Raw genomic sequence first — 14,350 nt, forward strand, 5'->3', positions numbered from 1 at the left:
GATCATGACGCTACCACTTCCGGCTCAATCCAGCGGTCGTCTTCGCGAATTAGCTCGATCAACTCATCAACCGCCCGATCGGCCGGAACTGATTTTTTGATCACCTGCTGGCCACGGTACAGCGCGATCTTATCCCGCCCAATACCAACGTAGCCGTAATCCGCGTCGGCCATCTCGCCGGGGCCGTTCACGATACAGCCCATGATGCCGATCTTGACACCCTTGAGGTGATCGGTACGCTGGCGGATCATGGCCGTTGTCTCCTGCAAATCAAACAGCGTACGGCCGCACGATGGGCACGAGATGTACTCGGTTTTTGTAATACGTGTCCGGGCTGCCTGCAAAATACCGAATGCCAGGTTATTGAGCGATTTAAGATTCTCTGGTGTTGGAGGTTCGGCTTGAGTAAGGGCAGGAGAGAGCATCACGCCATCGCCCAGCCCATCAACCAGCAACCCGCCGAGGTCGGTAGCCGCAAAGAGAGGAATGTCTTCGGATGGTACGTCCGGATAGCTCCGTTGGATCACAACCGGTGTCGTGATACCGTTGTTGATCAGTTCGACGAACAGCCGGCGCAGTTCGGGCATGGCATGGGCGTTGTCGGTTTGCGCTAACAGAACAACGGTTCGGTCGTTTTGTAGAGCGTTCAGTAAGTCAGTTCCTGTCAGAGGTGATAAGTCGGTTAGCTGACCGAAGATCTGACGAGGCAGTAAATCATTCAGCGACACCCGCACAAAGTTCAGTCGGGGATGCCGGTCGCTACCGTTCAGGTATTCGTCGACCGTCAGCAGCGGAAAGGTGTTAACCTGATCGGCTACCGTCTGCCAGACGGCGTAATCCAGGATTTCCTTCAACCCGTTGGGCAACATAAACTGCGCCGGTTGCGAACCCGTGTATATATAATCCGCGCCAAGGTCGTTCATCCGCCATTTGTCGGGGACAGGCAGGTAAAAGTGCCCGATCGGCCGCAACACCTCATGGTCGGTCACAGGTACGTGGCTAAAATCGGCAATGACACGCGGTACGTTGCCACCGCCAATGTTGGCAGTTTCGAGCGTAGCTCGGCGGGTGTACTGAAACGGGTTGATTGGATAGGTCGTAACGGCCGGGATAGGCGCGCTGTGGCTGGCCCGGTGTGTATATCGATCGATCAGAGCTTTGGCCACCGGTGCTTCGCGCTCGGGTTCTTCGGTCAGGGATACGCGGACGGTATCGCCCAGGCCATCTTCCAGCAACGTACCAATCCCTACGGCCGACTTGATACGACCGTCTTCGGCTTCACCTGCTTCCGTAACCCCCAGGTGCAGCGGATACGGCTTCAGTCCTTCCTCATCCAGTCGTTGAACCAGTAGTCGGTATGCCTGAACCATTACCTGCGGATTGCTCGACTTCATCGACAACACGATGTTGTAATAGTTCTCGTCTTCGCAGATGCGCAGAAACTCCAGCGCCGATTCCACCATCCCAACCGGCGTATCACCGTAGCGGCTCAGGATACGGTCCGATAACGAGCCATGGTTAGTGCCGATGCGCATAGCCGTACCGTATTCCTTACAGATGCGAACCAGCGGTAGAAATTTTTCGCGGATCCGGTCGAGTTCGGCCGCGTAGGAAGCATCTGTATACTCAATATGTTCGAAGCGTTTCCGATCGGCGTAATTACCGGGATTGATACGCACTTTCTCTACGATCCGGGCGGCCAGTTCGGCAGCATTGGGTGTGAAGTGAATATCCGCAACGAGGGGCGTAGTATAGCCCCGTCCCCGCAGTTCCTTACGGATGTTTTCCAGGTTCTGCGCTTCCTTCACACTGGGAGCCGTAATGCGAACGTATTCGCAACCGGCCTCAATCATGCGGATGGTTTGTTCAACGGAACCCAGCGTGTCCATGGTATCGATGGTCGTCATGGATTGCACCCGGATGGGGTAGTCCGAACCCATCGGAACGTCGCCAATAGTTACGGTTATGGTTTTACGGCGAACGTATTCCGTTAATGAAGGTGTATAAAGAACCGGCAAACTGATATTGTCAACCGGGGTTACTGGCGTTTGCAGTGAATCGAGCATGTGCTTATCAGCAAAGACGATGTATAAAGCAAAGGTACGGAAAAAGTAGCTACCCTTTTAAGGGTAAAACAGTAGGCTTCTTGTAATTGTTCGCTAAATTATAGATATAAACAAAGGGTGAAATTGTGCATTGGTATAGAAATTGTGAGGGAATTTAACCGCAATTTATTGGCCTGTTAAGTTTATCTAAACTGGCGCGAAATGTTTATTTGAAACTGTGTCAAATCACTCTATAAATAAACATGTAAACCGTTTATGATAAAACAGTCAATAATTGCTTATCGTCAATAATTGCATTTTGTATGTGATTACCGTTTGCACAGTCTTCATTACCTTATATGTAATTAGTGATGATTAATTACATTATTTGACTCTATATTGTGCATTCTAAAATTCTTTTCTTAATCTTGTATTGACACTCAAAAAACAGCTTTGTATTAATATGAAAAATAAACCTCTTCATTTTTTCTCGCCGTCTGACAATGAGCTGCCTGCACCCGAAAAAGTGGTCAAGGCAGAGCCATTAAAAGGATCTGTTTCCAGCGCTGGTAAATTGGTTTTTCCGCTTAAAACCATCGAAGGATTAGGCCTTAATCCGTCCGAAGCTCGTTTTAAAATTGGTACACCTCAGGGAAAACGAAAGCTGAAATCATTGTACCTGATACCAACTTCTGACGACACCGAGAACACGTTTGAGCTGTCAAAAGTAGGACGTACGTATGGTATTCCACTGAGTGGCATTCTTCAGAAACAAGGCGTCGACTACTCCACAAATAAATTAGGGTTTTCGGTAAAGCCGTTTGATTATGAAGAAGGTACAACCGGTTATGAACTACGATTAGAGGAGGTTTCAGATGAACCACGCGTACCGAAACCGCGTGGACGCCGGCCTAAAAATCAAGCGGCAAGCTGATAGTAAACGCTCAGCGTATTGCTGAAAATATGCTACTAACTTTTGTAAATCAGTATATAGTATCTAACAAAAACGTCGACTCCATAGAGTCGACGTTTTTGTTAGATACAAATTTTAAATACGAGGTTACACCAGCATCCGCATTGGATTCTCCAGCAGTTCTTTAAACGTCTGGAGGAAAGCGGCACCCGTAGCGCCATCGACCACGCGGTGATCGCACGACAGTGTCACTTTCATTACGTTAGTCGGCTTCGGAGTTTCGCCTTCAAACTTCACCGTTTGCTTGATTGTTCCCACAGCCAGAATGCACGAATCGGGCGGGTTAATGATAGCCGTAAATTCATCAATACCGAACATACCGAGGTTCGAAATGGAGAACGTACTGCCTTCCCAATCTTTCGGTTGAAGCTTACGGTCTTTCGCTTTACCGGCCAGGTCTTTCACCTCTCCCGCGATGGTCGACAGTGTTTTCTGATCGGCATTACGTACAACAGGTACCAGCAAGCCCTCGTCGATGGCAACGGCCACACCGATGTTAACGTAGTGGTATTTCCGGATTTTGTCGCCGAGCCACGATGCGTTTACATTCGGGTGCTGCTTCAGCGCGATAGCAGCCGCTTTGATCACGAAATCGTTGAAAGAAATTTTGACCGGGCTTATGCCGTTGACCGTACCGCGCAGTTCCATAGCCTTGTCCATGTTGATTTCCATGGTCAGGTAGAAATGCGGGGCGGTATACATGCTTTCGCTCAGACGACGGGCAATGGTCTTGCGCATCTGGCTGACCGGTACATCTTCGAAATCTCCCTGGGCAACCGGGGCAGGGCTTGGTGCTGGAGCCGGTTGAGTTGCCTGTGGCTGAGCTGGAGCAGCTTGAGGAGTCTGAGCAGGTGCCTGAGTCGGTTTCTGCTGCGGTACAAACGACTCAACGTCACTTTTTACGATTCGGCCTTCCGGACCGCTGCCATGCACCTGCGCGAGGTTGATGCCCCGTTCTTCGGCAATTCGTTTGGCCAGTGGCGATGCTTTAATACGGCCGTTTGATCCGGCTGCCTCCTCGTTTTCGCCGGCATACGACAGGTCCGTAGCAGCATTGTCGGGCTGGGTAGCCTGCGGGTTCTGCTGAGCGGTCGCGTTGCCTGATTCGGCCGGTTGGCTGGCTGCGGGAGCCGGGGCTGCTGAGCCACTGCCGTCGAGCAGAACTTTGAAGTTGGCACCTTTCTCGCCGACTACGGCAATGACGTCATCAACTGCAACGGCCTGACCTTCTTTTACGCCGATGTACAGCAGGGTACCCTCCTCGTAAGCTTCGAGGTCCATGGTCGCCTTATCGGTTTCTACCTCAGCCAGAATATCACCGGATTTTACCGTATCGCCTTCTTTTTTGTGCCACGCCACAATGGTCCCTTCGGTCATCGTGTCGCTCATCTTAGGCATCCGGATCACCGCAGCGTTTACGTTTTCAGTTGGGGCGGCCGAAACCGCTTCCTGATCCGGCAGGTTTTTCGCCACCTCGTCCTGCTTGATTGGGCCACTGGGGGCCGGAGCTGCCCCGTTCGAGGCTGATGCTGCCGGTTTAGCTTCTTCGGCCGGAGCCTGGCTGCCGCCACTCGAACCATCGAGCAGCGCTTTGTAATCTTCGCCATCAGCACCGATCACCGCAATGACACCGTCTATCGGTACCGACTGACCTTTTTCAACGCCGATGTACAACAAAGTACCTTCTTCATAGGCTTCGAGGTCCATCGTGGCTTTATCGGTTTCCACTTCAGCCAGCACATCGCCGGATTTTACTTTATCACCCACTTTTTTGTGCCACTCCGCAATGACCCCTTCGGTCATGGTGTCGCTCATTTTGGGCATTCGGATTAGTTCAGCCATACGAAACGCTATATCGATTTATGCAACGAGACAATTGTGTACTGATGGGTCAAAATTAGCGGAAAGCGGTCATGTAGCACAGGCTTCTGTCTGATTTTTTGGTATTGCGAGTTCAAGACCAGACAGGTTATAGCCTGCACTACACGATAATGCATTCATCAACCTGAAAATAGAAACTTCAGCTACGTCAATTATAGCTGGGGCTTTATATCATATTTGTGGGTTGGTCCTGAAATACCATTCACTTGTAAACTGGCCTCCCCATAACCGGTTGAAGGATTCAATGAAAACGTAATGTACGCTACGTCTGCCTGTAAAAACCTGACTGGCTGCTTTATGTTTCTTCGATACATTACCGACGTATTTTTACCATTCGTTATGGCTATTCGCGCTTCCGGGGCCGCCGATACCGTTCGTTCTGCGGTCGAATTATATTGAAAGCTAAGATTACCAATAAACTGAATCGTATTCTCGGAAAAATCAGCAACCGGTACTGCATAATTATTGATCGTTTGAGGAGCTGCCAGCCCAAACATCGTAGCGCCTGATGCCAGCACTTTCCCCATTGCATGATAGATTACTACGCAGGAAACCGTTACTAATTGACGATTTACCTGGAATGGAACATCGAGTCGAATCGCCCTCAATGAACTATCTGTTTGGTTAAGTAGCCCATTTGTACAGCCTTCGTCAAACGGGTTCCTGCTTTCGCAATCAGCAGCTACCGCATGCATAGGTGCCAGTTGCCTGTATTGCTTCAGCAACGTTATTAAACTGGCACTCCCCTCCGTGCGGGCCACCGCTCGCAGATACGCCCACGAAACAGGAGGTGATGTTGAAATGGCCGAAAGTGAACTTGTTTTCACCGTAGTTCTGGAGAAACCCGTAAGAAAAATCAGCAGGGCAAAACCAGAAAAATAGCCTATCAATAAATACGTGTGGTGCCTGAACCGACGACTGGTTGACATAACGTAACGTACTGAAAGTTATAAAACTCAAATCAGAGCCCGCTAAGCTAAAAACTGTTCAAAAATGTTTCATTTCACTCTTTTCATTTATTCAACCCATAACACCAGCCCTTTCAGATAGCCACCTTCGGGGTGGAAGAGGCTCACCGGATGGTCGGCGGGCTGACTCAGGTGGTGCAGCACCCGGACCTGCCGACCCGCTTCGATGGCAGCCGCTACGATGGTGTTGTAAAACAGTTCACGATCCACTACCTGCGAGCAGGAGAACGTGAACAGAATACCGCCTTTGGCTACCCGGCGTAGTCCTTCGGCGTTCAGGCGCTTGTAACCCTGCACGGCCCGGTGCCGGGCCGATAAACTTTTGGCGTAGGCCGGAGGGTCCAGAATCACTACGTCGTACTGCTCATCGTCGGGCGATGTTTCGTCCTCGTCTGTTTCGTGAGCGTGTGCCTGTGCTTTCAGAAAATGCATGACATCATCGGCGTAGGATTCGTGGGCATCGGCCTGATCGAAATTGGCTGCTACGTTCCGGTTCGTAAGGTCAATGGCTTTCTGCGATACATCGACCGAATGCACCGCCCGGGCACCGGCTTTCAGGGCATATACGGAAAAGCCACCCGAATAACAGAACGCATTCAATACTTTCTTGCCTTTGGCGTAACGGGCCAGCAGATAGCGGTTATCACGCTGATCGAGGAAAAAGCCGGTTTTCTGCCCTGTAACCCAGTCGACCATAAACGTGTGTCCATTTTCAAGCACCGGATGGGGCGTTTCAACCTGCCCGAGAAGATAACCGTTCTGTACGGTCTGGCCGTACTGCTCCGGCAAGGTTTCGGCGCTTTTGTCGTAAACGGCGATCAATTCATCACCCAGTACCTGCTTTAGCGCTTCAGTAATCAGATGGCGTTCGCGGTGCATGCCAATTGAATGAGACTGCACAACTGCCACGCCGTTGTACACGTCGATGATCAGCCCCGTGCAGCCGTCGCCCTCACCGTGAACGAGCCGGTAGCAGTTGGTATCAGTTGGAATGATGGCCTGCCGTACGCTACGGATTCCGGTCAGCTTACGGGTCCAGTAGTCGACGTCGGGCGTAACGGGGCCTTCTTCGGTGGCTGCAAATGAAAAGATACGAACGGCGATGCTGCCGTCGTGGTAGTGACCCGTTGCCAGGTAGTGACCTTTCCGGTCGTACACCTCAACGACATCGCCATCCTGTGGGTTGCCTTCGTAGCGCCCGATAGCACCCGAAAATACCCAGGGATGAAACCGCCGGACAGCTTCGTCGCGGCCGTTCTGCAAATATATTTTTGATGAACTCATTCGATCCATGTATGCTCTAACGAAAAACGGATTGCAAAGGTCGCAAAGAATATGGTGTTGATTTTGCCAAAACTTAATAACCTTTGCGTTTAGTATCATAAATCCTTTTCTGCGTATGCAACGTCGCTTATTTCTGAAACAGGCCGGCTTCCTCAGCGCCGGTGCCTTTGCCCTTAACCAGACCGATTTATTGGCCGGTGCGCCCGCCGAAACGTTTAAAACCTTCGGCGTTCAATTGTACAGCGTTCGGGACGTATTGCCTAAGGACCCGAAAGGTATTATGACCCAACTGGCTCAGATGGGCTACAAGCAGTTCGAAAGCTACAGTGGGCCACAGGGCTTTCTGTGGGGCATGTCGCCGAAAGAAATCAAATCATTCCTGAACGATCAGGGCGTAACGATGGTCAGCACGCATTTTAACTACGGTGCGCAGGCCGGCAAACCCGACGAACTAAAGAAAAGCATCGACATGGCCAGCGAGGCCGGATTGAGCTACCTGTTGTGCCCGTACATTGGCGCGCAGAAAACGATGGACGACTGGAAACGCATTGCCGACGGCTTCAACCGGGACGGTGAACTGGTGCGCAAAAGCGGGCTTAAATTCGGCTACCATAACCACGATTATTCATTTAAGCCGCTCGATGGGCAAATTCCGCAGGAGTTTTTGCTGGCGAATACGGACCCCAAGAACGTCATGTTCGAGTTGGATCTGTGCTGGATCGACGTAGCAGGGCAAGATACGATCGCGCACCTGAAAAAGTACGGGAAGCGGTACGAGCTGTGCCACATCAAGGATTATACGAAGCAGAACGGTAAACCGGTGCAGAATGACCTTGGCAAAGGCGCGGTTGACTTCAAAAAGACCTTACGCGTAGCCAAAGACAGCGGCATCAAATACTTTATTGTGGAGCAGGAAGAATACCCGCAGGCGGTCATGACCAGCATGAAGAATGACGCTGAGTACATGAAAAAACTGGTGGTGTAGTTCTGACCCGAAATTCAGACTTACCCTAAGCCCCTTCAGCGGTTTGGGGTAAGTCACAGTATCGATGCGACAATCTATTCTTCCCGCGCCGAAAACAGTCGTTTCAGCCAGCCTTTTTTCTCTTCTGCTTCTTCCTGCTGCTCCTGTTCCGTAAGCTGGTATCTGGCCAGCGCTTTCATGTCGGGCTGACCCGCGTCGACCCAGCAGGTATACCAGAAATCGCCGACCATCTTCACCGACGCCCGCATCTGGCGTTCGACCTGACCCCGTAGTAGGGTGTGGTACTGCTGCGAAAAATCGGCTGAATACACTTTTGTGGTCAATCCATTACGTTCCTCAAAGCTGAATTTCCGGGTATCGCCGGTTGCGGCCGTCAGTTCCCGTTCGAACCGTAGCACCGAATCCAAGGCTGCATGGGCGGTAAAGACTGCCCGCCAGGCAGCCTTTTGTGGCGAATAGAGGTACTCGGCCGACCCCGTCAGAAAATCATAATCCGAACTGAATAACTCCGGTAAACGCGACTCCCAGAAGCCATGAATGCCCTGCTGCCCGGTCAACTGGCCATTGTAGTTGCGGGTGGTGTGAAGTGGTACGTTCGCGTCGGCAATGTAATGCCCCAGATCGGCCGCTACGCGCAGAATTCGCCGGACGTCGCGCTGACGGAATGCCTCGGTCAACTGATACTTGGTCAGTTGGATCTGCCACGGCACAATACCGTGTAAGGCTAGTGTATCGGCCCCGTACCGCTCAGTCGCATCCCGGTACAAGCGGGGTAGGGTTGCTGCCGACGTGTCGGCGTACACATCCAGATCGATGAAATGGCGGGGGGCTTCTCCAACGACAGCATACCGGCGTTTGTCGGGGTTAACGGCGTTGTCGGTCAGAAATCCAAGGTGTTTTTTAAAGAAGGGCATCATCTCGGCGGGGAGTGTAAAAACGGCCAGCCGATTGATTTGCTGATGGGCATGAAAGCCCCAGCCAGGCGCCTTTGCAATAACCTGATCGCCAGTTGATGGCAGGTTTAAACGACAAAAGTCGGTAGAGGCAGTAGCTACGCCGGACGCCCCGGTAAGAAAACAGATGATAAAAAAGTTACGGAACATTATTTGCAAAATAAAAGTTAAGTACATTTGTGTTGCTGTAGTACTTTTTGGTGAAAAAATTTAAACATTCACACAAAACTACAGCATATTTCAGAATAAAATTTTGTTAAAAACATAACTTACCAAAACAATGAATCGTAAATCCATTGGATACGCGTTAGTTACAGGATTCTTTCTGGCATTTGCCCTGATAATCTACGGTGCCTATTCACCCGCCCGCAAAGCGCAAAAACAGCGGATTGTGTGCGTTAAATTCAAAAAAGGGGTAGAAAATCAAGCAGTTGAGCAGCATATGCACGGTTTTGCGGCCCTGAAACACGAAATTCCGCAGATCGTCAATTACTCATCTGGCCGGACCATTTTGCCAAATGGAGCCGTTTCTGATTATGACGTAATGCATTACCTGACGTTTCAAAGTGAAGACGATATTCTGGCGTACGAGAAAAGTGAAGCTTATCGCCAGTTCATTGAACGGAACAAGGGTATATGGGAAAAGACCCTGGTTGTCAATGCCGACATCCGGCCGTAGTACGAAGGGCTTTACTGGTTTACGGTTTTCAGTTCACAGTGGTGTAGCGTCGTTAAGGCGTAAACTGAAAGCCGTAAACCAAATGACTACCAGTCACTAAACTAAGATTTTTGAGCAGACCTGTTGCTGTTTCTGACTAATTCTGCTATCTTTGCGGACTCATTTGGCGACTTCGAAATTTATTGCATAAAAATGGCAAATCACAAATCCGCTAAGAAAGCGATCCGGTCAAGTGCAAAAAAGCGGCTGTTGAACCGTTATCAGCACACCACGACCCGGAATTTAGTTAAAAAGCTGCGCACGACAACTGACCACGCGATGGCGGTTGAACTGTTCAAAAAGGTTTCTTCAGCCCTGGACAAGCTGGCGAAGCGTAACGTCATCCACAAAAACAAGGCTTCTAACAGCAAGTCGAAGCTGGCTCGTTTTGTTAACAAACTGGCTCCTGCTCAGGCAACTGCCTAAAGATTGGCTTCTTGTCACGGCCGGTTTTGAAGCTGGCTGGCAGTAAAGATGGCCCTGCTTTCATGAATCAGACCTTATCTGCATGCCGGGTAAGGTTTTTTTATGCATTTTCGGGACGTATTCCATCCGTAACGTTACCCGAATTAATGTCCTACGATAATCCCCGCAAAATCCTGAGCTGGGCGGAAGAAGACCGTCCCCGCGAAAAATTGATGCTCAAGGGCAAAGCAGCTCTATCTGACGCTGAACTCATTGCTATCCTGATCGGCTCCGGCACCACAGATATGACTGCCGTTGACGTATCAAAAATTATTCTTCAGAGTGTCAGCAACAACCTGAACGACCTGGCCCGATTAAGCGTCAAAGACCTCTCGAAATTCAGGGGAATCGGCGAAGCAAAAGCGATCAGCATTGTGTCAGCACTGGAACTGGGCCGTCGGCGCAAAGAGCAGGATCGGCCGCAGCGGGCGCGGATAACCTGTTCGCGCGATGCCTACAATGAGATGATCCCCCACCTGATGGACAAGCCGCACGAAGAGTTCTGGATTCTGTTGATGAACCGGGCCAACGAGATTTTGCGGCCGGTGCAGATTAGTGCCGGAGGAATATCAGGAACGGTTGCCGACCCCAAGCTGATCTTTAAGCAGGCTATCGAGCACCTGGCCAGTTCCATGATCCTCTTCCACAATCATCCGTCGGGTAATCTGACGCCCTCGCAGGCCGACAAGGATCTGACGCGAAAGCTCAAGGATGCCGGTCGCCTGCTCGACATTCCGGTGCTGGATCACCTTATTTTTACCGATAAGGCATACTTCAGCTTTGCCGACGAAGGTTTGCTGTAGCAACGCTATGCTGATCGTTCGGACGGGTTACGCTGGCCTGTCCGGACGAGATCAGCCGATTATGAACGGTCTGGGACTGAAACACAACACAAACACGACCAAAGCCAGCCAGCCAAGAATCTGACGCTTCAGGTCTAGTGGCTCGTCGAGTTGGGTTTCGGGGTGATAAATGCCTAAAACTCGTCCGAGAACGAACGTAAAGACTAAGAAATTTGAATAGCCTTCCCAATCGGGTCGTATCCACGAGAACACCAATTGAGCAGCCACAATGCTGAGAGCAACCATCAGGCTATTCAAGCGGTTTTCGCTGATGCGGGAACAGCAGATGTAGACGAACAGGATATACCCGCCAAAGTAGAGCAATTCCGAAAAGAAAGCTTCGTCAGTCGACACGGCAAAGTCGCTGGGTTTGAAAACGCCCAGCCCGGCGTAAAACACAAAGACGATGAACAGAGCCGGGGCCACCCATTGAAATCGCTCCCGACCGATGAGTCCGTAAAGGATATGTCCGCCATCCAACTGACCAATTGGAATCAGGTTCAGCGAGGTGAAGAACAAAGCCAGATACCCCGCCAGCAGAAACGGATAATGCGTAATCTCGTTGGGATGTGGTAATAGTGTTGGGTCGGCTACGTATGTCTTGAAAAACCAGAACAATGGCGAGTTACCCAGACTGATAGCAGCACCTTTGGGAAGGTTCAGGTAGGCGTATTCACCGTAGCGCAACCCCCATTTTTTGTACTCCGGATGGATCGTGAAAATGTAATCGATAGGAGGCAGATGCGTAAATCCATACCACAGCACGATCAGCGCCAGGACAAAGCCGGCCAGTGGTCCGGCGATGCCAATATCGAAGTATTTCCGGCGGCTGTTCACATAATCCTGAATACGGATAAACGCCCCCAGCGTACCGATGCTTTGCCCGATGCCAAACCACAACGGTATGTAATAGGGTAGGGTAACGCGTACCCGGTTAGCTTTAGCGACAAAGTAATGCCCGAATTCATGAACGGTCAGGATGGCCAGAAATGGAACAGAAAATTGCAGACCAGCCAAAAACTCCGGCCAGCCGAGCGTTTGCATACCTTCAACGGGAATAAACAACCGGCCATAGATCCACTCCGCACCTGCCAGGGTGGTGGTGATGAGCGTGATCACGAATAAGCCGATGTGGATGAGGTAACTTCTAATGCGTGGGTTCATTGAAACTATATGATGCGTGATGTAAGATGTATGATTTCAGGCAATACATCATAGCTACTACATCATACATCTTTCAGGTAATCGATGATAGTTAATGGGGGCTGCACGTGCACGGCCGTAATACCTAACTCTGCAGCGGCCCGGATGTTCGCGGCATTGTCGTCGAGGAAAGCCGTTTCGTCGGCTGCAATACCGGCTTCGGACAATACGTGCTGGTAGATCTCGGGCGATGGCTTGGCGAGCCGGACTTCATAAGAATAAAAAACGCGTTCGAAGAGTTCCTCCAGGGTTGGTTGACCCAGTTCCGTCAGGATATGGTTTACCTGCCGGATGTGGATCGGGCTCGTGTTGCTGAGCAGAAACAGACGGTACCGATCTTTCAGTTGCCTGATTCGTTCAACCCGTTCGACGGGCAGTTCAAGCAGTACGGTGTTCCAGGCCGTATCGATTACTTCATCAGCCCAGTGGTCTGCCGTTTCCGTATTGGGATTGTTGCTACGGTTGTTGAGCAACTGGCGAACGTGGGCGCGGAAGGCTTCATCGTCGATCAGGCCGGTTTCGTACTGCATACCGATGTTGTGCTGGTTCCAGATCGCCCGTACGTCGTCTTCGGGCATATTGGCCAGCATAGCAAAGTTGCGGAGGGGAGCGCTCAGGTCGATCGGGATGATGACATCGCCAAGGTCGAAGATGATATTTTTCAGATTGGGTTGAGTCAGAATTGAAGACATTTGTAGCGGATGAATGTTCGTCGGCGCAAAGTAAGCCAAACTTACGTTTACATTTGCAGCCTACGTGAATAACGGCAAAACGATATGAACGACTATCGCTTCACGGCACTCGAGCGGTTCCTCCGCTACGTCCAGATTGATACTCAATCGGACCCGCAATCGACGGCCAACCCATCGACCGAAAAACAGAAAGACCTCAGCCGCGTCCTGGTCCAGGAATTGCACGGGATGGGCATTACAGACGCCGAGCTTGACGAGTGGGGCTACGTATACGCGACTATCCCGGCCAATACCGATAAGTCAGATGTGCCGGTCATCTGCTTCTGCTCGCACGTGGACACATCGCCCGACGTAACCGGGGCCGGGGTGAAACCGATCGTGCATGAGCATTGGAATGGGGCCGATATTGTTCTGCCGGATGACCCGGCGCAGGTTATTCGCGTGGCCGACCACCCCGATTTGCGGGAACAAATTGGTAACGACATCGTCACGGCCAGTGGCACAACGCTCCTCGGAGCCGACAACAAAGCGGGGGTAGCTGAAATTATGGATGCCGCGCATTATCTGATGACCCATCCGGAGGTGAAGCATGGTACCATTCGGCTGCTGTTCACACCCGACGAAGAAGTTGGGCGCGGTACCGAGAAAGTGGATATTCAGAAACTGGGTGCTCAATTCGGCTACACGATCGATGGCGAAGCTCTCGGGACGCTGGAAGACGAAACGTTCTCGGCCGATGCCGTTAAGGTTATCATTCAGGGCGTCAGTACGCACCCTGGTTTCGCGAAGGGTAAACTCGAGAACGCGCTGAAAATAGCCGCCGATTTTCTGGCCGTCCTGCCTAAGGACACGCTATCGCCCGAAACGACCGAGGGCAAGGAAGGCTTCGTTCACCCGACGCGGATGGAAGGCAACCAGGATCAGGCTGTGGTGGAGTTCATCATTCGAGACTTTACCGTAGCGGGGTTGCACGAAAAGGAAGCGTACCTGCAGGAACAACTGGACAACGTACTGGCCCATTATCCTAACTCAACGGCGCAGTTCATCGTAAAAGAACAGTACCGGAACATGAAAGAAGTGCTGGATCAGCATCCGGCCGTAGTGGACAATGCCCTCGAAGCGATTCGCCGGGCTGGCCTGGCTCCCGAACGACGTAGTATTCGGGGTGGTACGGACGGGTCGCGGCTGTCGTTCATGGGACTGCCCTGCCCGAATATTTTCGCCGGTGAACACGCCTTTCACTCCCGGCTGGAGTGGGTATCGGTGCAGGACATGCAGAAGGCCGTGGAGGTGATTGTAAACGTGTGTCAAGTTTGGGAAGAACGAGCGTAGTCAACAAAT

General features: G+C 51.3%; 13 protein-coding genes. 6 read left to right on the plus strand and 7 right to left on the minus strand.

Annotated elements, in window-relative coordinates; genetic code table 11:
- Window positions 1-2 precede the first annotated feature (2 nt).
- The gene (gene ispG / locus BN8_RS04895; RefSeq protein ID WP_009280704.1) at window positions 3-2,066 is read right to left on the minus strand and encodes a (E)-4-hydroxy-3-methylbut-2-enyl-diphosphate synthase; all 2,064 of its coding nucleotides are present in this window, start codon (window positions 2,064-2,066) and stop codon (window positions 3-5) included.
- A 442-nt stretch (window positions 2,067-2,508) separates the two neighbouring features.
- Here ispG and BN8_RS04900 point away from each other — a divergent pair, with 442 nt between their 5' ends.
- Window positions 2,509-2,979 (plus strand): hypothetical protein, encoded by a 471-nt coding sequence (locus tag BN8_RS04900; protein ID WP_009280705.1) that lies wholly within the window; start codon window positions 2,509-2,511, stop codon window positions 2,977-2,979.
- Between the two features lie 126 nt (window positions 2,980-3,105).
- On the opposite strand, the gene BN8_RS04905 is transcribed toward BN8_RS04900, so the two are convergent.
- The 3 genes from BN8_RS04905 to BN8_RS04915 form a co-directional block, all read right to left on the minus strand.
- Window positions 3,106-4,860, minus strand: a complete 1,755-nt coding sequence (locus BN8_RS04905; protein ID WP_009280706.1) for a pyruvate dehydrogenase complex dihydrolipoamide acetyltransferase — start codon at window positions 4,858-4,860, stop codon at window positions 3,106-3,108.
- Window positions 4,861-5,051: 191 nt separating this feature from the next.
- A complete protein-coding gene (locus BN8_RS04910; RefSeq protein WP_144051590.1) occupies window positions 5,052-5,594 on the minus strand; it encodes a hypothetical protein in 543 nt (180 codons plus the stop codon).
- A 321-nt stretch (window positions 5,595-5,915) separates the two neighbouring features.
- Complete coding sequence (locus BN8_RS04915; protein WP_040005457.1) at window positions 5,916-7,151, minus strand: class I SAM-dependent rRNA methyltransferase; 1,236 nt, start codon at window positions 7,149-7,151, stop codon at window positions 5,916-5,918.
- Window positions 7,152-7,266: 115 nt separating this feature from the next.
- Between BN8_RS04915 and BN8_RS04920 the strand changes: the two genes are divergently transcribed.
- A complete protein-coding gene (locus tag BN8_RS04920; protein WP_009280710.1) occupies window positions 7,267-8,136 on the plus strand; it encodes a sugar phosphate isomerase/epimerase family protein in 870 nt (289 codons plus the stop codon).
- Window positions 8,137-8,210: 74 nt separating this feature from the next.
- Here BN8_RS04920 and BN8_RS04925 read toward each other — a convergent pair whose 3' ends face one another.
- Window positions 8,211-9,239 (minus strand): zinc dependent phospholipase C family protein, encoded by a 1,029-nt coding sequence (locus tag BN8_RS04925; RefSeq protein ID WP_229367741.1) that lies wholly within the window; start codon window positions 9,237-9,239, stop codon window positions 8,211-8,213.
- Window positions 9,240-9,369: 130 nt separating this feature from the next.
- Between BN8_RS04925 and BN8_RS04930 the strand changes: the two genes are divergently transcribed.
- The 3 genes from BN8_RS04930 to radC all read left to right on the plus strand — a co-directional run bounded on the left by BN8_RS04930 (window position 9,370) and on the right by radC (window position 11,075).
- The gene (locus tag BN8_RS04930) at window positions 9,370-9,768 is read left to right on the plus strand and encodes a Dabb family protein (protein ID WP_009280712.1); all 399 of its coding nucleotides are present in this window, start codon (window positions 9,370-9,372) and stop codon (window positions 9,766-9,768) included.
- A gap of 192 nt (window positions 9,769-9,960) precedes the next feature.
- Window positions 9,961-10,233, plus strand: coding sequence for a 30S ribosomal protein S20 (rpsT, locus tag BN8_RS04935; protein ID WP_009280713.1), 273 nt, complete (start codon window positions 9,961-9,963; stop codon window positions 10,231-10,233).
- Window positions 10,234-10,379: 146 nt separating this feature from the next.
- A complete protein-coding gene (radC, locus tag BN8_RS04940) occupies window positions 10,380-11,075 on the plus strand; it encodes a RadC family protein (RefSeq protein WP_040005458.1) in 696 nt (231 codons plus the stop codon).
- 51 nt (window positions 11,076-11,126) lie between these two features.
- On the opposite strand, the gene BN8_RS04945 is transcribed toward radC, so the two are convergent.
- The gene (locus BN8_RS04945; protein WP_009280715.1) at window positions 11,127-12,278 is read right to left on the minus strand and encodes a site-2 protease family protein; all 1,152 of its coding nucleotides are present in this window, start codon (window positions 12,276-12,278) and stop codon (window positions 11,127-11,129) included.
- 62 nt (window positions 12,279-12,340) lie between these two features.
- Window positions 12,341-13,009, minus strand: coding sequence for an HAD family hydrolase (locus BN8_RS04950; RefSeq protein ID WP_009280716.1), 669 nt, complete (start codon window positions 13,007-13,009; stop codon window positions 12,341-12,343).
- A gap of 84 nt (window positions 13,010-13,093) precedes the next feature.
- On the opposite strand from BN8_RS04950, the gene pepT reads away from it, so the two are divergent.
- Complete coding sequence (gene pepT, locus BN8_RS04955) at window positions 13,094-14,341, plus strand: peptidase T (RefSeq protein ID WP_009280717.1); 1,248 nt, start codon at window positions 13,094-13,096, stop codon at window positions 14,339-14,341.
- Window positions 14,342-14,350: the final 9 nt, after the last annotated feature.

The organism is Fibrisoma limi BUZ 3, from assembly GCF_000296815.2.
Classification (GTDB): Bacteria; Bacteroidota; Bacteroidia; order Cytophagales; family Spirosomataceae; genus Fibrisoma; species Fibrisoma limi.